Source organism: Massilia sp. 05N420 (genome assembly GCF_056397205.1).
The window spans coordinates 22999-47726 of record NZ_JBFTMX010000002.1; the positions used below are offsets into that span (position 1 = coordinate 22999).

21 protein-coding genes are annotated in these 24728 nt (G+C 66.8%); 15 read left to right on the forward strand and 6 right to left on the reverse strand.

Going from position 1 to position 24728, the window contains the following annotated elements; genetic code table 11:
- Window positions 1–241 precede the first annotated feature (241 nt).
- The 4 genes from AC1DIX_RS01160 to thiD all read right to left on the reverse strand — a co-directional run bounded on the left by AC1DIX_RS01160 (window position 242) and on the right by thiD (window position 4545).
- Window positions 242–649 (reverse strand): hypothetical protein, encoded by a 408-nt coding sequence (locus AC1DIX_RS01160; RefSeq protein ID WP_441934676.1) that lies wholly within the window; start codon window positions 647–649, stop codon window positions 242–244.
- Between the two features lie 392 nt (window positions 650–1041).
- Complete coding sequence (locus AC1DIX_RS01165) at window positions 1042–2325, reverse strand: NRAMP family divalent metal transporter (RefSeq protein ID WP_441934677.1); 1284 nt, start codon at window positions 2323–2325, stop codon at window positions 1042–1044.
- Between the two features lie 107 nt (window positions 2326–2432).
- Window positions 2433–3734 carry a glutamate-1-semialdehyde 2,1-aminomutase gene (gene hemL / locus AC1DIX_RS01170; RefSeq protein WP_441934678.1) on the reverse strand — a complete coding sequence of 434 codons (1302 nt, stop codon included), beginning with the start codon at window positions 3732–3734 and terminating at the stop codon, window positions 2433–2435.
- Window positions 3727–4545, reverse strand: coding sequence for a bifunctional hydroxymethylpyrimidine kinase/phosphomethylpyrimidine kinase (gene thiD / locus AC1DIX_RS01175; protein WP_441934679.1), 819 nt, complete (start codon window positions 4543–4545; stop codon window positions 3727–3729). The genes hemL and thiD overlap by 8 nt, the downstream gene beginning before the upstream one ends.
- A 227-nt stretch (window positions 4546–4772) precedes the next feature.
- Between thiD and AC1DIX_RS01180 the strand changes: the two genes are divergently transcribed.
- The 6 genes from AC1DIX_RS01180 (at window position 4773) to AC1DIX_RS01205 (ending at window position 14132) form a co-directional block, all read left to right on the forward strand.
- Complete coding sequence (locus AC1DIX_RS01180) at window positions 4773–4925, forward strand: rubredoxin (protein WP_441934837.1); 153 nt, start codon at window positions 4773–4775, stop codon at window positions 4923–4925.
- A 176-nt stretch (window positions 4926–5101) separates the two neighbouring features.
- Complete coding sequence (locus AC1DIX_RS01185) at window positions 5102–5491, forward strand: response regulator (protein ID WP_477321374.1); 390 nt, start codon at window positions 5102–5104, stop codon at window positions 5489–5491.
- A gap of 17 nt (window positions 5492–5508) precedes the next feature.
- Complete coding sequence (locus AC1DIX_RS01190; RefSeq protein ID WP_441934681.1) at window positions 5509–5877, forward strand: response regulator; 369 nt, start codon at window positions 5509–5511, stop codon at window positions 5875–5877.
- 2 nt (window positions 5878–5879) lie between these two features.
- Complete coding sequence (locus tag AC1DIX_RS01195; protein WP_477321376.1) at window positions 5880–6398, forward strand: chemotaxis protein CheW; 519 nt, start codon at window positions 5880–5882, stop codon at window positions 6396–6398.
- 36 nt (window positions 6399–6434) lie between these two features.
- Window positions 6435–8759, forward strand: a complete 2325-nt coding sequence (locus tag AC1DIX_RS01200; RefSeq protein ID WP_477321378.1) for a methyl-accepting chemotaxis protein — start codon at window positions 6435–6437, stop codon at window positions 8757–8759.
- Window positions 8760–8768: 9 nt separating this feature from the next.
- The gene (locus AC1DIX_RS01205) at window positions 8769–14132 is read left to right on the forward strand and encodes an Hpt domain-containing protein (protein WP_477321380.1); all 5364 of its coding nucleotides are present in this window, start codon (window positions 8769–8771) and stop codon (window positions 14130–14132) included.
- A gap of 43 nt (window positions 14133–14175) precedes the next feature.
- On the opposite strand, the gene AC1DIX_RS01210 is transcribed toward AC1DIX_RS01205, so the two are convergent.
- The gene (locus tag AC1DIX_RS01210) at window positions 14176–15606 is read right to left on the reverse strand and encodes a cryptochrome/photolyase family protein (protein WP_477321382.1); all 1431 of its coding nucleotides are present in this window, start codon (window positions 15604–15606) and stop codon (window positions 14176–14178) included.
- Window positions 15607–15787: 181 nt separating this feature from the next.
- Between AC1DIX_RS01210 and AC1DIX_RS01215 the strand changes: the two genes are divergently transcribed.
- From AC1DIX_RS01215 to AC1DIX_RS01240, 6 genes are read left to right on the forward strand one after another with little or no spacing between them, the layout of a single operon-like run.
- A complete protein-coding gene (locus tag AC1DIX_RS01215) occupies window positions 15788–16444 on the forward strand; it encodes a YqgE/AlgH family protein (RefSeq protein ID WP_477321384.1) in 657 nt (218 codons plus the stop codon).
- A 30-nt stretch (window positions 16445–16474) separates the two neighbouring features.
- The gene (gene ruvX, locus AC1DIX_RS01220) at window positions 16475–16870 is read left to right on the forward strand and encodes a Holliday junction resolvase RuvX (RefSeq protein ID WP_477321386.1); all 396 of its coding nucleotides are present in this window, start codon (window positions 16475–16477) and stop codon (window positions 16868–16870) included.
- Complete coding sequence (gene pyrR / locus AC1DIX_RS01225; RefSeq protein WP_477321388.1) at window positions 16854–17378, forward strand: bifunctional pyr operon transcriptional regulator/uracil phosphoribosyltransferase PyrR; 525 nt, start codon at window positions 16854–16856, stop codon at window positions 17376–17378. The genes ruvX and pyrR overlap by 17 nt, the downstream gene beginning before the upstream one ends.
- Window positions 17371–18336, forward strand: a complete 966-nt coding sequence (locus tag AC1DIX_RS01230) for an aspartate carbamoyltransferase catalytic subunit (RefSeq protein ID WP_441934688.1) — start codon at window positions 17371–17373, stop codon at window positions 18334–18336. Before pyrR ends, AC1DIX_RS01230 begins: the two co-directional genes overlap by 8 nt.
- Window positions 18337–18344: 8 nt before the next feature.
- Window positions 18345–19628: a dihydroorotase gene (locus AC1DIX_RS01235; RefSeq protein ID WP_477321390.1), complete on the forward strand. Its 1284-nt coding sequence runs from the start codon at window positions 18345–18347 to the stop codon at window positions 19626–19628.
- Between the two features lie 16 nt (window positions 19629–19644).
- On the forward strand, window positions 19645–20391 hold the full coding sequence (locus AC1DIX_RS01240) for a lysophospholipid acyltransferase family protein (RefSeq protein WP_477321587.1): 747 nt from the start codon (window positions 19645–19647) through the stop codon (window positions 20389–20391).
- A gap of 49 nt (window positions 20392–20440) precedes the next feature.
- Here AC1DIX_RS01240 and AC1DIX_RS01245 read toward each other — a convergent pair whose 3' ends face one another.
- Complete coding sequence (locus tag AC1DIX_RS01245) at window positions 20441–21292, reverse strand: symmetrical bis(5'-nucleosyl)-tetraphosphatase (RefSeq protein ID WP_441934839.1); 852 nt, start codon at window positions 21290–21292, stop codon at window positions 20441–20443.
- Between the two features lie 304 nt (window positions 21293–21596).
- On the opposite strand from AC1DIX_RS01245, the gene AC1DIX_RS01250 reads away from it, so the two are divergent.
- The 3 genes from AC1DIX_RS01250 (at window position 21597) to AC1DIX_RS01260 (ending at window position 24720) form a co-directional block, all read left to right on the forward strand.
- Complete coding sequence (locus AC1DIX_RS01250; protein WP_441934691.1) at window positions 21597–22691, forward strand: MraY family glycosyltransferase; 1095 nt, start codon at window positions 21597–21599, stop codon at window positions 22689–22691.
- Window positions 22692–22777: 86 nt separating this feature from the next.
- A complete protein-coding gene (locus AC1DIX_RS01255) occupies window positions 22778–23107 on the forward strand; it encodes an H-NS histone family protein (protein WP_441934840.1) in 330 nt (109 codons plus the stop codon).
- A gap of 230 nt (window positions 23108–23337) precedes the next feature.
- Window positions 23338–24720 carry a phosphomannomutase/phosphoglucomutase gene (locus tag AC1DIX_RS01260; RefSeq protein ID WP_477321392.1) on the forward strand — a complete coding sequence of 461 codons (1383 nt, stop codon included), beginning with the start codon at window positions 23338–23340 and terminating at the stop codon, window positions 24718–24720.
- The last annotated feature ends 8 nt before the right edge of the window (window positions 24721–24728 follow it).

Here is a 24728-nt window from a genome sequence, read left to right on the forward strand (position 1 = left end):
GCCCTGGTACCAGGCGCAGGTCCATTCCCCATGCGTCTTGCCGAGCAGGAGGCGATCACCAGGAACCACGTAGGCCTTGGTTTGGCAGGACGCGCCTTTCTGCGGACAGCCGTCCCAGTTGTCGAAGAAGTAGAGCCGGGGCGCGGCGCCGCCAATACTGCCAACATCCCGATGAACCCTTTGTTTTTCATTTGTCCCGATCTGCCGTCTGCAGCGGGACAGTATGGCCGCGCCGCCGGCCTCAATGCTTCAGGTTGATGAACATATTGACCGCGAAGGCCACGATCCCCAGCGCGGCGACGATCTCCGCCAGCGCCAGCACGGGCGCCACGCCGACCTGGCCGAACAGCAGCAGGGCCAGCGCCGACATCATCACCGGCAGCGCCAGGTTCAGCAACCAGAAGTGCAGGCGCGCCAGGCGGCTCTCGCCGGCCTTCGGAAACACGCTGTAGATCAGGCCTGCCAGCGCCATCGTGGTCCAGCCCAGCAGGTTGATGTGGGCGTGCACCGGGCGGAGAGTGAAGTTCTGGCTGGCGCCCATGGCGATGCCCATCGAAATGCCGATGATGAGGTAGACCACCGCCAGCTTCAGCCAGATGACGCCGGCGTCCGAAAAGCGCGGTGCGGAAGAGGTGACAGAGGTTTGCATGATAATTTTTCCCGTACGATATAGTTTTGGAATCTGGATCGCGAACCGATCCCCCAGTACAAGCATCGTAGGCAGGGATGGCGCCAAAGTGCAGCCCCATACGTGGGGGATGGCGCGCGGTCCTTCACCGAAAGGATGAAAATGCAACTCAGCAGGAAATCGAGTTTCGCACTGGCATGCCTGACCCTGACCCTGACCCTGGCCGCCCGGTCCGCGACGGCGCCCGCGTCATCGTGGCGTCAGCCCGGACTGCGCCTACATCGAGATCGAACAGACGCTTACGCATCACGCCGGCCCCAACGCCATCCGCTTCGAGACCCTGGACGGCCGCATCGACGACGTCCATGCCGGCCGCTGGGCCGAGGTCCAGCTGATGGAGGAAGGCAGCTAGCTCACATCGTAGCGAACATCGCCACCACCGCCACCAGCATGATGGCCACGCCGAACCAGCCGATCACGGTGTGGCGGGTGCTCAGCGTATAGCTGCCCATGATCTTGCGGTTATGCGCCAGCATCATCATGACGGTCATGATCGGCACCGCGATCACGCCGTTGATCTGAGCCGACAGCACCAGGGCCGCGATCGGATCGATCGGGGCGAAGTCGAGCAGCACGCCGCCCAGCGTCGCCAGCGCGATGATGCCGTAGAACTCGCGCGCCTCGACCACCTTCAGGTCCAGGCCATTCCGCCAGCGGAAGCTCTCGGTGACGGCATAGGCGGCCGAGCCGGCCAGTACCGGCACCGCCAGCATGCCGGTGCCGATGATCCCCAGCGCGAACAGCAGGAAGGCGAATTCTCCCGCCACCGGGCGCAGGGCTTCGGCGGCCTGGGAGGACGATTGAATATCGGTGATGCCGTGCGCGCCCAGGGTCACCGCCGTGGTCAGGATGATGAAGAAGGCGACCAGGTTCGAGAAGCCCATGCCGATCAGGGTATCGGCCCGGATGCGCCTGAGCTGGGCCTTGGCATCCTTCGGCCGGGTGCGCAGGGCACGGGTGTTGCGATCGTTGCGGATCTCCTCGACTTCCTGCGAGGCCTGCCAGAAGAACAGGTAGGGGCTGATCGTGGTGCCGAACACGGCGACGACCAGGGCCACCGAGTCCTTGGTGAAGCTGAAGTGCGGCCACACGGTGCGCGCCAGCACCTCGGTCCAGGGCATGTGCACGGCGAAGGCGGTGGCAACGTAAGCCAGCAGGCCGAGCGTCAGCCATTTCAGGTAGCGCACATAGGTGCTGTAGGGCAGGAAGACCTGTAAAAGCAGGCACAGGATGCCGAAGCCCAGCGAATACATGTGCTGCGAGCCGACGCCCGTCACCAGGCGCAGGGCTTCGCCCATGGCGGCGATGTCGGCGGCGATGTTGATCACGTTCGCCACCAGCAGGAGCAGCACCACCACGTACAGCAGCCAGGGCGGATAGGCGCGGCGGATGTTGGCGGCCAGCCCGCGTCCGGTGACGCGGCCGATGCGCGCCGACACCAGCTGGATGCCGACCATGAAGGGATAGGTCAGCACCAGGGTCCACAGGGTATTGAAGCCGAATTGCGCGCCGGCCTGGGAATAGGTGGCGATGCCGGATGGATCGTCGTCCGCTGCGCCGGTGATGAGGCCGGGGCCGAGGGATTTGAGGGTGGCGTTGTCGGTGAGACGGCGGAAGAGCTTGGGCTTGGACTTCATGGCGGCCGACGAGGATGGGTCGGCGCGGAGTGTAGCACGGCGGGAAACCCGCAAGGGGCGTCCGCCGTGAAAATAAGTCAGGCTTAAGTGATCAACTAAGCGATCGACTAGGCGATGCGCGCGAACACGCGGCGCGCCGCTTCGATGGTCTCGTCGATCACGGCGTCGTCGTGGGCCGCGGAGACGAAGCCGGCTTCGAACATCGCGGGCGCGAAGTACACGCCTTCGTCCAGCATGCCGTGGAAGAAGCGGTTGAAGCGCTCCTTGTCGCCGGCCATCATCTGGCCGTAGCTCGACGGGACGTGGTGCGAGAAGTACATGCCGAACATGCCGCCGACGGCATCGGCGCAGAAGGCCACGCCGGCTTCCTTCGCCGCCTTGCTCAGGCCGTCGACCAGGCGGGTGGTCTGCGCGGACAGCTTCTCGTAGAAGCCCGGTTCCTGCACCAGCTTCAGGGTGGTCATGCCGGCCGCCACCGCGACCGGGTTGCCGGACAGGGTGCCGGCCTGGTAGACCGGGCCGATCGGCGCCATATTGTGCATCAGCTCGGCGCGCCCGCCGAAGGCCGCCACCGGCAGGCCGCCGCCGATCACCTTGCCCAGCGCGGTCAGGTCCGGGGTGATGCCGTACAGGGCCTGGGCGCCGCCGAGGCCGACGCGGAAGCCCGACATCACTTCGTCGAAGATCAGGATCGCGCCGTACTCGGTGCACAGCTCGCGCATGCGGCGCAGGAATTCCGGCGTCGCGCGGATCAGGTTCATGTTGCCGGCCACGGCTTCCACGATCACGCAGGCGATGGTGTCGCCCATCGATTCGAAGGCGTCTTCCAGCTGCGGGATGTTGTTGTAGTCGAGGACCAGGGTGTGCTTGACGAAGTCTTCCGGCACGCCGGCCGAGGTTGGGTTGCCGAAGGTGAGCAGGCCGGAACCGGCCTTCACCAGCAGGGAATCGGCGTGGCCGTGGTAGCAGCCTTCGAACTTGACGATCTTGTCGCGGCCGGTGGCGCCGCGCGCCAGGCGCAGCGCGCTCATGGTCGCTTCGGTGCCGGAGGAGACCAGGCGCACCTGCTCGATCGAAGGCACCAGGCGGCAGATCTCTTCGGCGATCTCGATCTCGCCTTCGGTCGGGGCGCCGAAGGACAGGCCGCGGGCGCAAGCGTCCTGCACCGCCTTGACCACTTGCGGATGGGCGTGGCCGACGATCGCCGGGCCCCAGGAGCCGATGTAGTCGATGTAGCGCTTGCCGTCCGCGTCCCAGAAATACGGGCCTTCGGCGCGGGTGATGAAGCGCGGGGTGCCGCCGACCGAGCGGAAGGCACGGACCGGGGAGTTCACGCCGCCCGGCGTGGTCTGCTGGGCGCGGGCGAACAGGGTGTCGTTCCTGGAGGTGTGTTCGGTATGTTCAGTCATGGTTGTTCTTCTTGTACAGCTTGTTGGGAATGAGCCTGCCCATGCCGAAGCGGCAGGCATGCTGCAGGGTGCCGAAAGTGTAGTCCTGGGCGTAGGTCAGGGCCTCGATCGCGTCCATGCCCTGCGCCATGCGCGCCGCCAGCGCGGCCGACAGCGTGTTGCCGGCGCCGACGAAGGGACCGGGCAGGTGCTGGTTCCAGGACAGGCTGACGGCCAGGCCGTCGGGGTCGTACAGGTTGTCGGCGCGGACGCCGTCGCCGCCGCCGATGCCGGTGACCAGCACGTGGCCGCAGCCGAAGCCGGTCAGCTCGGCCGCGTCCTCGGCCACGGTGGCGATCGAACCCGGGTCGCGCCAGCAGTCGGCGAAGCGCGCCAGCTCGGGCTGGGACATCACCAGCACGTGCGCCTGCGGCACCAGCAGCTGGTGGATCAGGGTCATGATGTCGTCGTCGCGCACGCCGCAGTCCGGCAGGCCGGAAGTGAAGGGATCGAGGATCAGCGGCACCTGGGCATAGTCGGAGACGATTTCCGCGATCGCCGCGATCTGCTCCAGGCTGGCCATGGTGCCGACCTTGATCGCCGCGATCGGCATGTCCTCGAGCAGCATGCGGGCCTGTTCGACCACGCTGCTGGATTCGACCGGATGGATGTCGTCGACGCGCGCGGAGTCGGCCACCAGCAGCCCGGTCACCACCGACAGGCCATGGCAGCCGTGCATGGCGAAGACGGCCACGTCGGACTGGATGCCCATCGCGCCGACCGGATCGGCCGGCCCGAAGGTGAGGATGAGTGTAGACGGTTGGTTTTGCACAAGCGTTAGATTAAGATACCTAGCTTCCCATTTTACTAGATGGGAACCTCCATAACCTACTGCGCGTCGCTGGACCGTCCTGCGATGCTCGCCGTACCCAAGTACGGCTGCGCTTCTCGGATGCTCCAGCTTCCGCTCGCTACGGTTCTGGAGGTCCCTGATGCTTTACCTAATTTTATAAAGAAGGATTCGACGTGAGTAATGAAACGCAGGTTTACCAAACCTGGATGTGCCTGATTTGTGGGTGGGTCTACGACGAAGCCACAGGCAGCCCGGAAGACGGCATCCCGCCCGGCACGCGCTGGGCCGACGTGCCGATGAACTGGACTTGCCCGGAATGCGGCGCGCGCAAGGACGATTTCGAAATGACCGCCATCTGAGTTGTCGTTTTAGCCAGCGAAATCGGGGCATTTCCRCCTTTGGCGATGCCTTCTTGCCAAGCTTCTTGTCAAACAATCATCGTCTTGGTTTTCAGCTAGTTGACGTATAGCAACACTTCGCGCACAAGGCCAGCGCCCTATGCTATCGTGCGGGTTCATGCTGAAGTGAAACTAATATGACGACGCAAGCGACAGGCCTGAAGATCATGGTGATCGACGACAGCAACACGATCCGCCGCTCCGCCGAGATCTTCCTGACCCAGGCCGGGTATCAGGTGGTGCTGGCGGAAGACGGCTTCGATGCGCTGGCCAAGATCAACGACCATCAGCCGGCGCTGGTGTTCTGCGACATCCTGATGCCGCGCCTGGACGGCTACCAGACCTGCGCCCTGGTCAAGAAGAGCGCGAAATTCCATGCGACCCCGGTGGTGATGCTGTCCTCCAAGGATGGCCTGTTCGACCGCGCGCGCGGCGCGATGGTCGGCTCGATCGCCTACCTCACCAAACCGTTTTCCAAAGACAGCCTGCTGGCGGCCGTGCGTGATCACACGGCCGCGGCGGCATGAATACTCCGGAGCCCATCGTGGCCATACAAAAGATTCTGATCGTCGACGATTCCCCGACCGAGCGCTACTACCTGACCGACATCCTGGTGCGCAACGGCTTTACCGTCACCACCGCCGAGAACGGCGAGGAGGCGCTGGCCAAGATCCGCGCCGACCGTCCTGAGCTGATCCTGATGGACGTCGTCATGCCGGGCGCGAACGGCTTCCAGATCACGCGTTCGATCACGCGCGATCCCGAGCTGGCCTCGGTGCCGATCATCATCTGCAGCAGCAAGAACCAGGAAACCGACCGCATCTGGGGCATGCGCCAGGGCGCGAAGGATTACTTCGTCAAGCCGGTCGACGCGCAAGCGCTGCTGGCCAGGATCGCCGCCCTCGGCGCCTGACCATGGCCGGCCTCGATCCCGCCGCCCGGCGCGCCCGCCTGCGCCAGTACCAGGAAGAGTTGCTAGAGCGCGTGCAGGTCGCGCGCACCGGCAGTGGCCAGCGCACGCACGAACTGGGCGTCGAGATCGGCGGCGAGCGCTACCTGCTCGACCTGCTCGAAGCCGGCGAGATCGTGCCGGTGCCGGCGCTTACCACGGTGCCGCTGACCCAGCCCTGGTACCTGGGGCTGGCCAACATCCGCGGCAGCCTGGTCGGCGTGGTCGACCTGGCGCGCTTTCTCGGACCACAGCGCGGCGCCCAGGAAGGCGCCGCCATCGGCCCGGCGACGCGCCTGGTCACCTTCGCCCCTGGCCTCGGCCTGCCCTGCGGCTTCCTGGCGGCGCGCGTGCACGGTCTGCGCCAGGCGGCCGACATGAGCCCGCAGGACGGCCGCCTCGTCGACGCCGACGGCAATGCCTGGACGCCGCTGGCGCTGGCCGCGCTGGCGCAGGACGAACGCTTCCTGCAGGTTGGCCTTTAAACAAATAACGACAACAGGTTCAGGACTGGAGCTGGAATGGGATTCGCATCTAAACTCTCGGTGAATTTTCTCCCCAAGGACAAGGACGACGGCGCCACCGTGCTGGCTTCGCCCGACACCCAGTTCGGCGCCGGCGTGATGCCGGCCGCGGGCATCGCCGATCCTGCGCCGTCCTCCGGTTCGGCCGACGAGGCCGCGGAACGGCTCGGCAACCTGGCCGGCCGCAAGCAGCGCGCCGCCGCCGCCGCCGGGGGCGACGACGAGGACCTGCGCCTGCCGCTGATCGGCCACCTGTCGCTGCCGCGCCAGCTGCGCATCCTGCTGGTGGCCTTCGCGGTCGGCATCCTGGTCACCATCTTCTCGCTGTGGCGCAACGCCGGCAGCGGCGCGGTGGCGTCCAGCCAGACCCAGATCGCCAGCGAAGCGCTGATGCATTCGCAGCGCGTCGGCAAGGCGGCGCCGAACGCGATGCAGGGCCACCCGGACGCCTTCGCCCAGCTGCAGGACAGCCAGCTGGCCCTGGGCCGCCAGCTGGTCCTGCTGGCCAAGGGCGGCGAGTACAACGGCCACGAGATTCCGGCCGCGTCCGGCGATACCCTGGACCAGCTGGACAAGGTGCGCGCCAAGTGGAAGGGTTCGGATGCCGCCGCCGCCAGCATCCTCAAGATGAAGCCCGAGCTGGTCGGCTTCGACAAGAGCCTCAAGCAGCTCAACATCCTGTCGCCGGAAATGCTGGCGCTGACCGAAGAGATCCTGACCCAGCGCACCGCGAAGGGCGGCAGCCCGCGCGAACTGGCCGCGCTCGGCCGCCTGATGATGCTGACCCAGCGCSTGTCGCGCAGCGCCAGCGAATTCCTGACCTCGGGCGGCATCAGCCCGGAAACCGCGTTCCAGATGGGCCGCGACACCGCCACCTTCCGCGCCACCGTCGACGGCCTGCTGCACGGGAACGCGCAGCTCGGACTGGCGCCGCTGCGCGAGGACGACCTGCGCGCGAAACTGGAGGAAGTCCAGTCCAAATTCGAGATCTGCCAGAAGGTGGTGGCTTCGTTCCTGAACAACCTGTCCGACCTGACCGCCGCCAAGGCCGCCGAACAGACCATCTTCCGCGACAACGAAGACCTGCGCGCCCAGCTGACCGCGCTGCAGGGCGATTTCCGTATCGGCGAAGGGGTCAAGGGCCCCTGGTTCTGGCTGCTGGTGGCGGCCTCCATCTTCACGCTGGCGATGGCCGGCAGCATCTCGCGCGTGATGCTGCAGGACTCGCGCAACCGCACCCGCGGTGCCGACGCCCGCCGCCAGGAAGCGGAAGCGATGCGCCTGCTGGCCCAGGCCAAGGAAGAGGAGGCGAAGGCCACCAACGACCAGAACCAGGCCGCGATCCTGCGCCTGATGAACGAACTGCAGGAAGTGGCGGACGGCGACCTGACCGTCTACGCCACCGTGTCCGAAGACATCACCGGCGCGATTGCCGACTCGGTCAACTACACGGTCGAGGAATTGCGCGGCCTGGTGGTGCGCGTCATCGACACCGCCGGAAAAGTGACGCAGGCGTCGAACCAGGCGCAGAAGATCTCGAGCGACCTGCTGGTCGCGGCCGGCCAGCAGGCCCGCGAGATCCAGGACACTTCGTCGACCATGCTGAGGATGGCGGGCGAGATCACCGGCGTGTCGCAGTCGGCCAACGAATCGGCCGAGGTGGCGCGCCAGTCGGTGGCCGCGGCGGAGCAGGGCGCGACCGCGGTGCAGAACGCGATCAAGGGCATGGGCGAGATCCGCGAGCAGATCCAGGAAACCTCGAAGCGCATCAAGCGCCTGGGCGAATCCTCGCAGGAGATCGGCGAGATCACCGAGCTGATCTCGGACATCACGGAACAGACCAACGTGCTGGCGCTGAACGCGGCGATCCAGGCGGCGTCGGCCGGCGAGGCGGGACGCGGCTTCTCGGTCGTGGCCGAAGAGGTGCAGCGGCTGGCGGAACGCTCCGGCGAGGCGGCCAAGCAGATCGGCGCGCTGGTGCGCACCATCCAGACCGACACCCACGACGCCGTGGCGGCGATGGAGAAGTCGACCCAGGGCGTGGTCGAGGGCGCGCGCCTGTCGGACGCCGCCGGCGCCGCGCTGGCCGACATCTCGCGCGTGTCGAACCGCCTGGCTGAGCTGATCCAGGGGATTTCGACCGCGACCGGCATGCAGGCGACGTCCGCGAACGGGGTGGCGCACAATATGCAGCACATCCTGGCGATCACCGGTCAGGCGCAGGACGGCACGCAGCAGACCGCGCAGTCGATCCGCGAACTGGCCATGCTCGCGCAGGAGCTGAAAAACTCGGTGTCGCGCTTCCGCGTCTCCGCCGCTTAAGAACAATCCATGACCCACTCTTCGTCCCTGCCTTTGATCCAGTCCACGTCCATGGCCCCGTTCGATACCGATCCCCTGTCCTGGGTGATCGGCGAGATCCGCGACGCCCTCGAGCGTTCGGCCAAGGCGCTGCAGGATGCGGCGGGACGCAGCGCGGAAGCCCAGCCGACCCTGCTGCTGCACGCCAAGACCCACCTGCACCAGGCCCACGGCGCGCTGCAGATGGTGGACGTCGAGGGCGTCGACCGCATCACCGGCGCCGCCGAGAAGGCGCTCGACCGCTTCAAGGACGGGTCGCTGGCGGTGAACGACGAACACGCGGCGGTGGTGGCGCAGGCCTACCAGGCGCTGGTGGAGTACCTGGAAGAGCTGCTGGCCGGCGCCGGCATGATCCGTCAGCAGCCGGTGCGCCTGTTCCCCTATTACCGCGCGCTGCAGGAACTGCTGGGCGCCGAGCGCGTGCATCCGGGCGAGATGCTGGCGCTGGATCCGGGCGCGGCCCTGCCGTTGCCAGGCGGTGGTGACGAGGCGCCCGACCTGGCGGCCTGCCGCGCGCGTTTCGAGAAGGCGCTGCTGCCTTTCCTGAAGAGCGGCAGCCTGGATGCCGCAGGCGAAATGCGCGAGGCCCTGGCGCCGATCGCAGGCGCCCAGCGCGAAGCGCGTCCCCATGCCTTCTGGCTGGCGATGCAGAGCGTCGCCGACCTGGCCGCCCGCGGGCAGCTGACTGCCGACATCTATCTGAAGCAGCTGCTCGGCCAGATCAACCTGCAGCTGCGGCGCCTGGTGCAAGGCCACACCAGCCTGCCGGAAGCGATGCTACGCGACGCCCTGTTCTTCATCGCCCAGGCGGCCGAGCCCACCGAGGATGCTCGCCGGCTGCGCGATGCCTACGGCCTGGAAGGCCAGGTGCCGCATGATTACCTGGAACGCCGCTACGGCCGCATCGACCGCGAAGCGCTGAAGGATGCGAAAGAGGCGCTGGCCCAGACCAAGGAAGGCTGGGACCGCATCGCCAGCGAGGGCGCGCCCGGGCAGGAAGCCGGCTTCGACGCCGCCCTGTCCAGACTGGCCGGCGCCAGCGAGAAGTTGGGCGCTCCGCCGCTGGCGCAGCTGCTGCGCGAACTGGGCCAGGCCGCGCGCCAGGCCATGAGCGGCGGGCGCAGCGACCAGTTCAGCATGGAGATGGCGACGGCGATGCTGTTCGTCGAGCACGGACTCGACCAGGTGCGCCAGCTGCCCGAGGATTTCGACCAGCATGCCGAAGCCGTCGGCCAGCGCCTGCTGGCGCTGGCACAGGGCGAAACCCCGCCCGAAGCGCCGGTCTGGCAGGGCGAACTGGCGCGCGAGCTGCAGCAGGGCCAGACCGTGGCCGTCCTGGCGGGCGAGATCCGCACCGGCCTGCGCCAGGTCGAGAAGCTGATCGACGAATACTACGAAGACCCGGCCCGCTTGGACGCATTGGAGCAGGCCGACCCGCTGCTGCACCAGCTGGCCGGCGCCTTGTCCATCCTCGACCAGGACCAGGCCACCCAGACCATTGGCCACGTACGCGAACGCGTGCGCGAGCTGGCCGCCGGCGGCATCGATGACGCGGCCCGCAAGCAGGTCCTGGAAAACCTGGCCCAGAACGTGGGCGCGCTCGGCTTCTTCATCGACGCGCTGGCCCAGAATCCCGAGGGCGCGCGCCAGCGCTTCCGCTTCGACGCCGGCGAGCAGCTGTTCCGCGAACAGCCCTTCGATGCGGTGGCGAAGCAGGGCGCGCCGGCTCCCGCCGCCGCTGCGGCCGGCATGCCGGCTCCCGCCGCGCCCGCGCTGGCGGCCCCCGGCATCGTGCAGGCCGATGCGGCCATCGAGGCCGAGCTGCTGGACATCTTCATCGGCGAAGCCCAGGAAGTGCTGGCCGTGGTGGCCGAGACGCTGCCGGCCGCGCACGCCAGTCCGGACAGTCAGGAAACCCTGACCCGCCTGCGCCGTTCCTTCCACACGCTGAAGGGCAGCGGCCGCATGGTGGGCCTGGAGCAGTTCGCGCATGCCGCCGCCGCCATCGAAAAAGTCATGAACCTGTGGCTGGCCGAATCGCGCGCCGCCACGCCGGATCTCTTGGGGCTGCTGGACCACGCGCATGCCGAGCTGTCCGCCTGGGTGGCCGAGCTGGCCGCGGGTGCACAGCCTGCGCGCAGCGGCGAAGCGCTGGCCGAGGCCGCGGTGCGGGTGCAGGAGGGCGGGACCTTCGCGCTGGAACAGCCGGAGCAGCCTGCCGCCGAGCCGGCCGTGGAGGCGACTCCGGGCGCGTCCCATGCCGAAGAAGCCGCGCTGCCGCAGAACGTGCTCGCCTTCCCGCTGGCCGAAGAGAACATCAAGCGCATCGCCGGGCTCGAGATCCCGCTGCCGCTGTATAACATCTACCTGGGCGAGACCGAGGAATTGATCGGTACGCTGGCGCGCGACTTCGCCGAATGGCGCGAAGAGCCGCTGCGCGCGGTGTCGGCGCAGGCCCTGAAGGCCGCGCACACGCTGGGCGGCACCTCGGCCACGGTCGGCTTCCATGCGCTGCGCGAGATCGCCTTCGCGCTGGAAGAGGCGCTGCAGGTGGCGACGCCGCCGCTGGGCGAAGAGCAGTTCCAGCTGATCGAGGAAACCGTGGAGCGCGTGCGCATCATGCGCCAGGTGTTCTCGCTCGGCGAGCTGGCGCCGCCGCAGCCGGAACTGCTGGCGCGCCTGGAGCTCATGCGCGACGAGCTCGGACGCAGGAAGGCCGACAGCGTGTTCGACGGCGCCGACGAGGAGCTGGCGCAGCGCCTGGACGCGCTGTTCGCCGCCACCTACGACAGCATCCTGGCCGATCCGCCGCTGCCGGCCGGTCCGCTGCCGGTGCCGCAGTCCGACATGCCGGCGCCCGTGCCGCAGGCGGCCGAGCAGCCGCCGGTCGACCCGGTCGTGGCCGCCGTCGACGACCTGTTCGACAGCTATTTCGACGACCCGTTTGCCGCGCCCAGCCTGGAGCAGGCCGTGGCGCCTGCGCCCGAGCCCGAGCCGCAGCCCGAAACCGAACCGGCATTCGACAGCGCCGTCCTCGACGACGAATTCCCGGCCGCCGAACCGGAAGCCATCGCGCTCGATGCCGACGCCGAGGAGGCCGCGCCGGAACCGGTGCTGGCTACCGAGCCCGTCTTCACCGACGAGCTCGACCCCGACCTGCTGCCGGTCTTCAYGGAAGAGGCGGCCGACCTGCTGCCGCAGATCGGCAAGGACCTGCGCCAGTGGCAGCAGGACCCGGCCGCCAACGCGGTGGCGCACGGCCTGCTGCGCGCCCTGCACACGGTGAAGGGCAGCGCCCGCATGGCCGGCGCGATGCGCCTGGGCCAGCACACGCATGCACTGGAAACCCAGGTCGAGAACATGCTGCACGCCGGCACCACCAGCCCGGCGGCCTTCGACGAACTGCTGGCCAACTACGACCAGGCCGTGCTGCTGTTCGAACAGCTGCAGCAGCCGGCGGCGGAGCCTGTGGAGTCCGCCGAAGCAACGGCAGCCCCGCAGGCGCCGGCCGCCGCGCCGACCCAGAACCGCCGCCAGGACGACGTGCGCGCGCCGCTGGTGCGGGTGCGCGCCGACATCCTCGACCGCCTGGTCAACCAGGCCGGCGAAGTGTCGATCACGCGTTCCAAGCTGGAGACCCAGGTCGGCTCGCTGAAGTCGGCGCTGGCCGATTTTTCGGACAACCTGGGACGCCTGCGCCGCCAGCTGCGCGAGGTCGAGATGCAGGCCGAATCGCAGATCGCGTCGCGCCTGTCGATCGCCGGCGAGCGCGAATTCGATCCGCTCGAATTCGACCGCTTCACGCGCCTGCAGGAACTGACCCGCATGATGGCCGAGAGCGTCAACGACGTGGCCTCCTTCCATGAAGGCCTGAGCCGCACGGTGGACGCCGCCGTCGACGACCTGGGCGCGCAGTCGCGCCTGACGCGCGAGCTGCAGCGCGACCTGATGCGGGTGCGGATGGTGCCCTTCGCCAGCCTGTCCGAGCGCCTGTTCCGGGTCGCGCGCCAGACCGCCAAGGAGACCGACAAGCGCGTCAACCTGGATATCCGCGGCGGCGCGGTCGAGATCGACCGCAGCGTGCTGGAAAGGATGGCGGCGCCCTTCGAACACCTGCTGCGCAACGCCATCGTGCACGGCATCGAGCCGCGCGCGCGCCGCGTCGACGGTGGCAAGGAAGAAACCGGCGAGCTGCTGGTGCAGGTCAGCCAGCAGGGCAACGAGGTGCAGATCCGCTTCGCCGACGACGGCGCCGGCCTGGACCTGGCGCGGATCCGCGCCAAGGCCGAATCCAGCGGCCTGCTCGGCGCCGGCGAGGCGCTGTCCGACCTCGAGGTGGCGGACCTGATCTTCGAACCGGGCTTCTCGACCGCGGACACGCTGACGGAGCTGGCCGGCCGCGGGGTCGGCATGGATGTGGTGCGCTCCGAAGCGCGCGCCCTGGGCGGCCGGGTCGAGGTCGACAGCGAGGCCGGGAAGGGCGCCGCCTTCACCATCCACCTGCCGCTGACCCTGGCCGTCAACCAGGTCGTGCTGGTGGCCAGCGGTCCCAGGACCTATGCGCTGCCGGCCAACCTGGTCGGGATGGTAGCGCAGGTGCGCGAGGCCGAGCTGCATGCCGCGCGCGCGGCCGGCGCCATCCACGTGCAGGGCGAGGCGGTGCCGCTGCGCTACCTGCCGGAGCTGCTGAACGAGCCGGGCGGCGCCGCCGCACAGCGTTCCGTGCCGGTGCTGGTGCTGGGCGCCGGCGCCCACCGCCTGGCGCTGCAGGTCGACGAAGTGCTGGGCAACCGCGAGGTGGTGATCAAGAACGTCGGTCCGCAGCTGGCGCGCATGCCGGGCATCGCCGGCGCCACCGTGCTGGGCTCGGGCGAGATCGTGCTGATCCTGAACCCGCTGCTGCTGCCCGACCACGGCCAGGACCATGCCCACGCGCAGCCGGAGACGGCCGCGCTGCCGGCGCACCGCGCCACCATCATGGTGGTCGACGATTCGCTGACCGTGCGCCGCGTGACCCAGCGCCTGCTGGAGCGCGAAGGCTACCGCGTGCTGCTGGCCAAGGATGGCGTCGAGGCGCTCGAACAGATGCAGGCACCTGACACCCGCCCGGACCTGATGCTGGTCGATATCGAGATGCCGCGCATGGACGGCTTCGACCTGACCCGCAACGTGCGCGACAACGACGCCACGCAAGGCATCCCGATCATCATGATCACCTCGCGCACGGCCGACAAGCACCGCAACTATGCGCTCGGCCTGGGCGTGAATGCCTACTTCGGCAAGCCCTTCCAGGAAGACGCGCTGCTGGCCGCGATCGAGGGCCTGCTGGCGTAGGGTTGGCGCGACGCCTGCTCATCGTGGGCACGGCGTGCCCACCCTAGGTCTTCAGCACGCCGAAGCGCGCCAGCGTGCGTTCGCGCGCCTGTTCGTGGTCGACGATGGGATGCGGATAATCCCGTCCCAGCACCAGGCCGGCGCGCTCCAGCAGCGCCGGCCTGGCCAGCCAGGGCGCGTGGATCGCCGTCCTGTCGAGTCCGGCCAGCTGGGGCAGCCAGCGGCGGATGAAGGCGCCGTCCGGATCGAAGCGCTTCGACTGCGTGACCGGATTGAAGATGCGGAACCAGGGCTGGGCATCGCAGCCGGTCGATGCCGCCCACTGCCAGCCGCCGTTGTTGGACGCCAGCTCGTAGTCGTTCAGGTGCTGCGCGAAATAGCGCTCGCCGTGTACCCATGAAATGCCGAGGTCCTTGGTCAGGAAGCTGGCCGTCACCATGCGCAGGCGGTTGTGCATGAAGCCGCTGCGGTTCAGCTGCGCCATCGCCGCATCCACCAGCGGATAGCCGGTGCGGCCCTCGCACCAGGCGGCGAAGGCGGCGTCGGCTTCAAGACCTTCTTCCCAGCGCAAGCTGTCGAAAGCCGCCTTGAAGGAGTGCGTCACCACGCGCGGATGGCGCTGCAGGATCGCCATGTAGAACTCGCGCCAGATCAGCTCCGACAGCCAGGTACTGGCACCAATGCCGCTCCGTTCCCGCAGCAGGCGCACCAGGGCGCGGACCGGCAGCGTGCCGAAGCGCAGGTGCACCGACAGGCGCGAGGTGCTGTCGAGGGCGGGAAAGTCGCGGTCGGTATGGTAGCCGTCGATGCGTTGCAGGAAGGCGTCCAGCAGCGCTTGCGCGCCGGAGATGCCGGTCGGGACGACGGGGTCGGCATGCGGCGTGAAGCCGAGCTCGCCCAGGGTGGGCAGGGCATGCCCTGCGGGTGCGGGCGCCAGTGCGCCGGCCCAGGGCGCGGTCTCCCAGGCATCGGCCGCTTCCGGATGGGCGGCCAGCTGTTTCAGCCAGGCATTTTTGTACGGCGTGAAGACCGAGAAGGGGCCGCCGGCCTGGGTCAGCACCTCGTCCTGCTCGAAGATCACCTGGTCCTTGAAGGTCTGCAGGCTGCGGCCGGCTTCGCGCAGGCGTTGCTGGACCTCGCCGTCGCGCGCCAGCGCCTGCGGTTCGTGGTCGCGGTTGGCGAATACCGACTCCACGTCCAGCTCGGCAGCCAGGCGGACGATCTCGTCTGCGGCGCGCCCCTGTCGCACGATCAGGTAAGCTCCCCATGCACGCAGGCGGGCGTCGAGTTCGCCCAGGCTGGCATGGATGAACTGCACGCGGCGGTCGTCGCGCGGCAGGCCGGCCAGGATGTCGGTGTCGAACACGAAGGCACAGAACACACGATCCGACGATCTCAGTGCATGGTGCAGCGCAGCATGGTCCTCGACCCGCAGGTCACGCCGGAACCAGACCAGAGAGTTTCTTAGAGTCATCTTTTGTGTGCGGAGTCAAGGTAAAGGGCAATTTTACTGTCTACCATTCTTTCGACCTGGAGGGGCGTCCGAACGTGCCTTCATGGCCGCGTAAGCAAATGGGTGTAAACTAGCGAAAAACCCAAGCTTAGCGTGTGGACCACCAGCGGTCGGAGAGAGTGAGCCAACAGAGAGTATGAGTATGAAGAAAAGTAAGGTCGGCAAGCCTCTAATCATGCCCGGAATGCCGCAGGAGGCTCCCGAGCGCCTGATGCAACCGGTTTCGGTCCAGTCCGAGCTGAACCTGGCTAATCATTTCCTGATCGCCATGCCGTCGATGAATGACCCGATCTTCGGCGGCACGGTCGTCTATATCTGCGAACACAACGACAAGGGTGTCCTCGGCGTCGTCATCAACAAGCCGACCGACATGACCATGGACGTGCTGTTCGACCGCATCGACCTCAAGGTCACCGACACCCTGCGCCCCAACGTGGTCGACGAACCCATCATGTTCGGCGGCCCGGTGCAGGACGACCGCGGCTTCGTGCTGCATTCGCCGGGCGGCCGTTATTCGTCCTCGCTCAGCGTCACCGACGATGTCGCCTTCACCACCTCGATCGACGTACTGGAAGCCGTCGCCAACGGCACCGGGCCGCAGCGCATGCTGGTCTCGATCGGCTATGCCGGCTGGAGCCCGGGCCAGCTGGAAGAGGAAATCGCCCGCAACGGCTGGCTCACCGTGGGCGCCGACGCCCGCGTGCTGTTCGACCTGCCGATCGAGGAGCGCTACGTCGCCGCCATCAAGCTGCTGGGCATCGACCCGCTGATGCTCGCATCGGAAGCCGGCCATGCATAAAGGGATCCGGAAGGGGATCGTGTCCCTGTAATGGTAGAGATCGTTTTCGGATTCGACTTCGGCGTGAAGCGCATCGGCATCGCGATGGGCAACACGCTGACCGGACAGGCACAGCCCTTGTCCGTCATCAAGGCCATCGACAACGCAACCCGTTTCAAGGTCATCGGCGAACTCATCGAGCAATGGAAGCCGGCGCTTCTCGTCGTCGGCGAGCCGCGCCATCCCGACGGCGCCGAGCACGAGATGACCCAGCGTTCGCGCCGCTTCGCCAACCAGCTGCACGGCCGTTTCAACCTGCCCGTCGAGCTGGTCGACGAACGCTACTCGTCGGCCGTGATCCCCGCCAGGCGCGGCGAGATCATCGACGCCAAGGCCGCCGCCATCATTTTGCAACAATACTTTGACGACCATGCCAACAACTATTGAAACTCCGGACTTCGATGCGGAGGCGCTGTACCGGACCCTGCTCGAGCAGCTGCGCGCCGGGCTTGCCGGTCTGCCCGATGCCGCCATCGTCGGCATCCATTCGGGCGGCGCCTGGCTGGCCGAACGGCTCGCCGCCGACCTCGGCCTGCAAAACCGCCTGGGCTTCATCGACGTCTCGTTCTACCGCGACGACTATGCGAAGAAGGGCCTGCACCCGGACGTGAAGCCGACCCGCATCGACTTCAATGTCGACGGCGCGGCCATCGTGCTGGTCGACGACGTCCTGTACACCGGCCGCACGGTGCGCGCCGCGATCAACGTGCTGTTCGACTACGGCCGCCCGCAGCGCATCATGCTGGCGGCGCTGGCCGACCGTGGTGGCCGCGAGTTGCCGGTGGCCGCCGATTTCGTCGGCTCCCACGCCACGCTCCAAGCCGGCCAGTCGCTGTCCCTGGCGCGCGACGCCGCCGGCCAACTCTCGCTCACGATCGAAGACGACAATGCATAACCCGCAACTCAACAAGAACGGCGAGCTGCAGCACCTTCTCACCATCGAAGGCCTGCCCAAGTCCATCATCAACCACATCCTCGATACCGCATCGAGCTTCGTGAGCATCTCCGACCGCGAGGTCAAGAAGGTGCCTCTCATGCGCGGCAAGAGCGTGTTCAACCTGTTCTTCGAGAACTCGACCCGCACCCGCACCACCTTCGAGATCGCCTCGAAGCGCCTGTCGGCCGACGTCATCAACCTGAACATCGCGGCTTCCTCGACCAGCAAGGGCGAGTCCCTGCTCGACACCATCGACAACCTGGCGGCCATGCATGCCGACATGTTCGTGGTGCGCCACTCGCAGTCGGGCGCGCCCTACCTGATCGCCAAGCACCTGAACGACACCAGGCAGAACCACGTGCACGTGGTGAACGCCGGCGACGGGCGCCATGCGCACCCGACCCAGGGCCTGCTCGACATGTACACCATCCGCCACTATAAAAAGGACTTCACCAACCTGCGGGTGGCGATCGTCGGCGACATCCTGCACAGCCGGGTGGCGCGTTCGGACATCCACGCGCTGACCACGCTGGGCGTGCCGGAAGTGCGCGCCATCGGTCCGCACACCCTGCTGCCGGGCGGCCTGGAACAGATGGGCGTGCGCGTCTTCACGAACATCGAAGAGGGCCTGAAGGACGTCGACGTGATCATCATGCTGCGCCTGCAGAATGAACGCATGTCGGGCGCGCTGCTGCCTTCGGCCGGCGAATACTTCAAGAGCTACGGCCTGACCCCGGAACGCCTGGCGCTGGCCAAGCCGGACGCGATCGTGATGCACCCGGGCCCCATCAACCGCGGCGTCGAGATCGATTCCAGGGTGGCGGACGGCGCGCAGGCGGTGATCCTGCCGCAGGTGACGTTCGGCATCGCCACGCGCATGGCGGTGATGAGCATTCTGGCAGGTACTCACGGATGAACTCGGGCATGAAACTACATATCAAGAACGGCCGGGTGATCGACCCGGCAAACGGCATCGACGCCGTACAGGACCTTTTCATCGCCGACGGCAAGATCGCCGCCGTGGGCAGCGCGCCGGAAGGCTTTGCCGCCGAGCGCACCATCGACGCCGGCGGCCTGGTGGTGGCGCCCGGCCTGGTGGACCTGTCCGCGCGCCTGCGCGAGCCAGGCTACGAATACAAGGCGACGCTGGAATCGGAAATGCAGGCGGCGGTGCAGGGCGGCGTGACCACCCTGGTCTGCCCGCCGGACACCGACCCGGTGCTCGACGAGCCGGGCCTGGTCGAGATGCTCAAGCACCGCGCGCGCATCCTGAACCAGGCCAATGTGCATCCGCTCGGCGCGCTGACCGTCGGCCTGAAGGGCAAGGCCCTGACCGAGATGGCCGAGCTGACCGAGGCCGGCTGCATCGGCTTTGCCCAGGCCGAGGAGCCGATCGAGGACACCACGGTGCTGCTGCGCGCCCTGCAGTACGCCAAGACCTTCGGCTACACGGTCTGGCTGCGTCCGCAGGACCCGCACATCGGCCGCGGCGGCATCGCCCACGCCGGCCCGCTGGCCTCGCGCATGGGCCTGTCCGGCGTGCCGGTGATGTCCGAGACCATCGCCCTGCACACCATCTTCGAACTGATGCGCGCGACCGGCGCACGCGTGCACCTGTGCCGCATCTCGTCCGCCGCGGCGCTGGACCTGATCCGCGCGGCCAAGCGGGAAGGCCTGCCGGTCACCTGCGACGTCGGCGTGCACCACCTGCACATGACCGATGCCGACATCGGCTTCTTCGACCCGAACGCGCGCCTGACCCCGCCGCTGCGCAGCCAGCGCGACCGCGAGGCGATCCGCGCCGCACTGCTGGACGGCACCATCGATGCCGTCTGCTCCGACCACACCCCGGTCGACGACGACGAGAAGCTGCTGCCCTTCGCCGAAGCCTCGCCCGGCGCCACCGGCCTGGAACTGCTGCTGTCGCTGATGCTGAAGTGGGCCGAAGAGCAGCACGGCCAGGCCGATGCGCTGCCCCGGGCGATCCGCAAGATCACCGCCGATCCGGCGCGCACGGCCGGCCTGTCGGCGGGCACGCTGTCGGTCGGCGCCAGCGCCGACGTGGTGCTGTTCGATCCGCAGGCGCGCTGGCTGGTTGCGCCGTCGGCGCTGGCCAGCCAGGGCAAGCACACGCCTTTCCTCGGCTACGAGCTCTCCGGCCAGGTAAAGGCGACCGTCGTCGCCGGCCACCTTGCCTGGGAGCGTTGAGCAGCGCCCCCACGGTGTGAAGATCCGGCTCGCGTGGCGCCTCGCGCGCATCGTACTCCATCTGTTGCAAGGCCTGCTTACCTGCGCGCTGGCGTTCCCCTGGGCCGGCGCGCCGCTGCGCGAGCGCCTGGTGCGGCACTGGTCGGCGCGCCTGCTGGGCATCTGCCGGGTGGAGCTCGAGCGGGGCGGAGAGGGCATGCCGCTGCGGCACGCCCTGATCGTGTCGAACCACATCTCCTGGCTCGACATCTTCGTCATCAATTCCCTGCACCCCTGCCGCTTCGTGGCCAAGGCCGAGATCCGCGCCTGGCCGGTGGTCGGCTGGCTGGTCGCGCAGGCCGGCACCGTGTTCATCGCGCGTGGCAACCGGCGCGACCTGCGCCACATCTTCAAGGGACTGGTGGACGCGCTGGCCCAGCACCAGCGGGTGGCCTTCTTCCCGGAAGGGACCACGGCCAGCCAGGGCAGCCTGCTGCCTTTTCACGCCAACCTGTTCGAAGCGGCGATCGACGCCCGGGTCCCGGTGCAGCCGGTGGCGCTGTCCTACCTCGACGCGGGCGGTGACTGGCATCCCGCCGTGGACTACACCGGTGAGACCACGTTCGTGGACAGTATCTTCCGCATCCTGGGCGGCGAGCCGGTGCGGGCGCGGCTGGCTTGCCTGGCGCCGATCGAGACGCAGGGGGCGCACCGGCGCGAGCTTGCGCGGGCGGCGCATGATGCGATTGCGGGTTCGCTTGGGGTGGCGGTAGTCGAGAAATAGAACGTCATTCCCCTTTCGCGGGGGTGACGTGCAGGAGCCAGCGAAGGCTTCATTTTTTACCGCTATGCTCCCGATACGCGGGACAATCCACCTGCAGCAAAGTCCGGTCATCCAGGCACACCGCAGTCAGCTTCCCACCCCACACGCAACCGCTGTCCAGGCCCACCAGATTCGGACGCAGCACCAGGCCCAGCGCCGACCAGTGGCCGAACACCACGGTGACGTCGGCGGTGCGGCGGCCCGGCACGTCGAACCAGGGCAGCAGGTCCGAACCGTCCGGTCCCTTGTCGCTTTCCTTGTGCTGGAAGTCCATGCGGCCGCTTGGGTCGCACAGGCGCATGCGGGTGAGGGCGTTGACGATGCAGCGCAGGCGGTCGATGCCGGTCAGCGCCTCGTCCCAGCGGTCCGGTTCGTTGCCGTACATTTGCGCCAGGAAGTCGGTCCAGCCGTCGCCGCGCAGCACCGCCTCGACCTCGGCCGCCAGCCGCATGGTCTGCTCCGCAGTCCATTGCGGCGGCACGCCGGCGTGGACCAGCAAATGCGCATCGACGAACATCGCCAGCGGGCGCCGGCGCAGCCAGGCGATCAGTTCGTCGCGGTCGGGCGCGGCCAGGATCTCGTCCAGGGTATCCGAGCGGCTGGTCTTCTGGACTCCGGCCGCCACTGCCAGCAGGTGCAGGTCGTGGTTGCCGAGCAGGGCCTCGACCCTGCCGCCGCTGGCTTCGGACAGCGTCTTCATGCGCCGCAGCGCAGTCAGCGATTCCGGACCGCGGTTGATCAAGTCGCCGACGAAAAGAACGCGCGCTTCCTCCATCGAGTGCGCATCGGCGGCAATACGTTCCAGGAGCAGGCCGGCTTCATGGGCGCAACCCTGCAGGTCGCCAATCACATAAGTTTTCATCATGAAGCCATACTAATGTATTTGGACGAATTGATGCAGGGCCGTCATGAGTTCATTTCTAAATGTAACTAGTCGACCGCTGCCTGGCGGTGCCGGGGAAAATACCGATCTCCGTCAATCGGAACAGGACATGCGCGCGTAAACTGCTCGGTTCCGGGACGCTTCGCTTAATCCAGTACAATGGCGTTTTGCCGCAGCCTGCATCGAATAGGTGTAAGGAAGCGGAAGCCAGCACAATATTCGGGCCCGGTGCGCGGCTTGCATGCGGATTGCCTGGTCGGCTATTGCATTTGAAGAATAATAAATGTTTTCATTCCTTGTGAGCTTTGTCTCCTCTGCACTGCTGACCCTGCTGGTCATCAAGCATTCGAAATTGCATGGACCTGCGCTCGACAACAATTTCAGCGGTGTCCAGAAGGTCCATTTGCACGACGTGGCGAGGATCGGCGGCCTGCCGATTTTCCTGGCGGTTGCCATCAGTGCGGGCATTTCGGTATGGCGCCAGCCCTCCCTCGGTTATTGGCTGCTGGCGCTGCTGGTGTGCTCCTCGATCGCCTTCGCCGGCGGAATCGTCGAAGACTATACCGGCAAGGTGAGGCCGTCGCGGCGACTGGTATTAACCATGATCGCGGCCCTGTTCGGATATCTGGTACTGGACGCGAAAATCGCGCGGCTGGATATGCCGTTCATGAGCTGGAGCCTGCTCTCGCCATGGATCGTGCTGCCGCTGACGGTGCTGGCGGTGGCCGGGATCGCGAATGCGGTGAATATCATCGACGGCTTCAATGGCTTGGCCAGCGTGGTCACGATATTCATGCTGGTATCGCTGGCGTATGTCGCCATGCAGGTGGGCGACATGTTCATCGTGGTGGCGGCGCTGACGGTGGCCGGCGCGACCGCGGGTTTCCTCATCTGGAATTATCCGGTCGGCCTGATCTTCCTCGGTGACGGCGGCGCCTACTTCATCGGTTTCATGCTGGGCGAACTGGCCCTGCTGCTGGTGATGCGCAATCCCTCGGTGTCGACCTGGTATGCGGCGTTACTGTTGATTTATCCGGCTTTCGAAACCCTGTTTTCTGCCTATAGGCGCATGTTTGTACGGGGAAAATCTCCCGCAATGCCAGACGGTATTCACCTGCATAGCCTGATTTTCCGGCGCATCGTTCAATGGACGGTCGGTCGCAAGGAAGCGCGCGCACTCATGAAAAGAAACGCCCGTACTTCTCCTTACCTGTGGCTGTTTTCATTGACTGCGGTTATTCCGGCAACCGTGTTCTGGCGGAATACAGGCGCCCTGATATTCTTCTGTTTGTTGTTCATTATCAGTTACGTTTGGTTGTACGCGCGTATTGTTCGATTCAAGTCCCCGCGCTGGCTGATTTGGAACAAAAAGAACTAACAGATTATTGCAAATGGTGTATATTGCGACAATTGGTGAGATTTCGATAAAATCTGTTTCAACTTAACATTGATAAAGGAACGATGATGGATCTGTCTAATATGTCCTTGGGCGATTTGCGTAACCTGCAGGAGCAGATCAAGCAGGAAATGAAACAGCGTGAACAGCAGGAAGTACAAAAAGCTCGCGAACAGATCATTGCGATCGCGCAAAGCGTTGGCGTTCCCCTGAAAGACCTGATCGCCACTGGTGGCCGCGGCGCCAAGGCCGGCGCCAAATCGGGTACGGGCTCGGTCGCCGTTCGTTATCGTAATCCGGACAATGAATCCCAGCAGTGGACCGGCCGTGGCCGTCAGCCGAAATGGGTGAAGGAATGGGTCGAAGGCGGTAAATCGCTGGACAAACTGCGCGTCTGATCCGAATTCCGCGCTCGCCGCCGCCTGATCAGCGGCGGCGGATTTCCGGCGTCGATTCCGATTGCCGATCATTTCTGCCGTATCCCCGCATTACACCTCCCGCATTACATCTCCCGCTTTACACTCCCCGCGTTACACTTCCGATTTGCCGCCGCACACCAGGGACGCATCGTTCCCAAGCCTCGTGCTTGCCATTACAATGAAGCTCTTTTTCCATCAAGGTATAGGCAATGGTCCCTCTCTCGAAAACGATCTTCAAGGCATACGACATCCGCGGCGTGCTCGATAGCACGCTCGACGCAGGCATCGCAAGGAAGATCGGGCAGGCCTTCGGCGCGGCAGCGCTGGCCAAGGGAGAGCGCAAGGTCGTGATCGGCCGCGACGGCCGCCTGTCCGGCCTCGCATTGGCGGCGGCATTGGCCGAGGGCCTGCGCGAAGCGGGCGTCGACGTGATCGACCTCGGCATGGTCGCCACCCCGATGGTGTACTTCGCCACCAATGTGCTGGACGCGCACAGCGGCATCATGGTCACCGGCAGCCACAACCCGCCGGATTACAACGGCTTCAAGATGGTGCTGGCCGGCGAAGCAATCTACGGCGACGCCATCCAGGCCCTCTACCAGTCCATCGAGCGCGGCGATTTCAAGCCGGCAGCAAGCCAGGGCGCCTATGCCACCCACGATATCAAGGATGAATACATCCAGCGCATCGCCGGCGACGTCAGGATCGCCCGTCCGATCAAGATCGCGGTCGATGCCGGCAACGGCGTGGCCGGCGCCTTCGTCGGCGAGCTGTATCGCGCGATGGGCTGCGAGGTGACGGAACTGTTCTGCGAGGTCGACGGCCACTTCCCGAACCACCATCCGGACCCGGCGCATCCGGAAAACCTGGAAGACCTGATCGCCGCGGTGCGCGACGGCGACGCCGAGATCGGCCTGGCCTTCGACGGCGACGGCGACCGCCTCGGCGTGGTGACCAAGGATGGCCAGATCATCTTCCCGGACCGCCAGATGATGCTGTTCTCGGCCGACGTCCTGTCGCGCAACCCGGGCGCCGAGATCCTCTACGACGTCAAGTGCACGCGCCACCTCGGCCCCTGGATCGCCCAGCACGGCGGCCGCCCGCTGATGTGGAAGACCGGCCACTCGCTGGTCAAGGCCAAGCTGAAGGAAACCGGCGCCCCGCTGGGCGGCGAGATGAGCGGCCACATCTTCTGGAAGGACCGCTGGTTCGGCTTCGACGACGGCCTCTATACCGGCGCGCGCCTGCTCGAGATCCTGACCCGCTCGGCCGATCCGTCCGCCGTGCTGAACGCGCTGCCGAAGGCCAGCAGCACGCCGGAACTGCACCTGCACCTGCAGGAAGGCGAGAATTTCGCGCTGATCGAGAAGCTGCGCAAGGAGGCGCAATTCCCGGGCGCGCAGCAGGTGGTCGACATCGACGGCCTGCGCGTCGAGTATGCCGACGGCTTCGGCCTGGCGCGCGGCTCGAACACGACCCCGGTGGTGGTGCTGCGCTTCGAAGGCGAAACCCCGGAAGCCCTGGCGCGCATCCAGAAGGAATTCGCGCGCGTGATCCTGGCCGCCAAGCCCGACGCCAAACTGCCGTTCTGAGCGAGTCC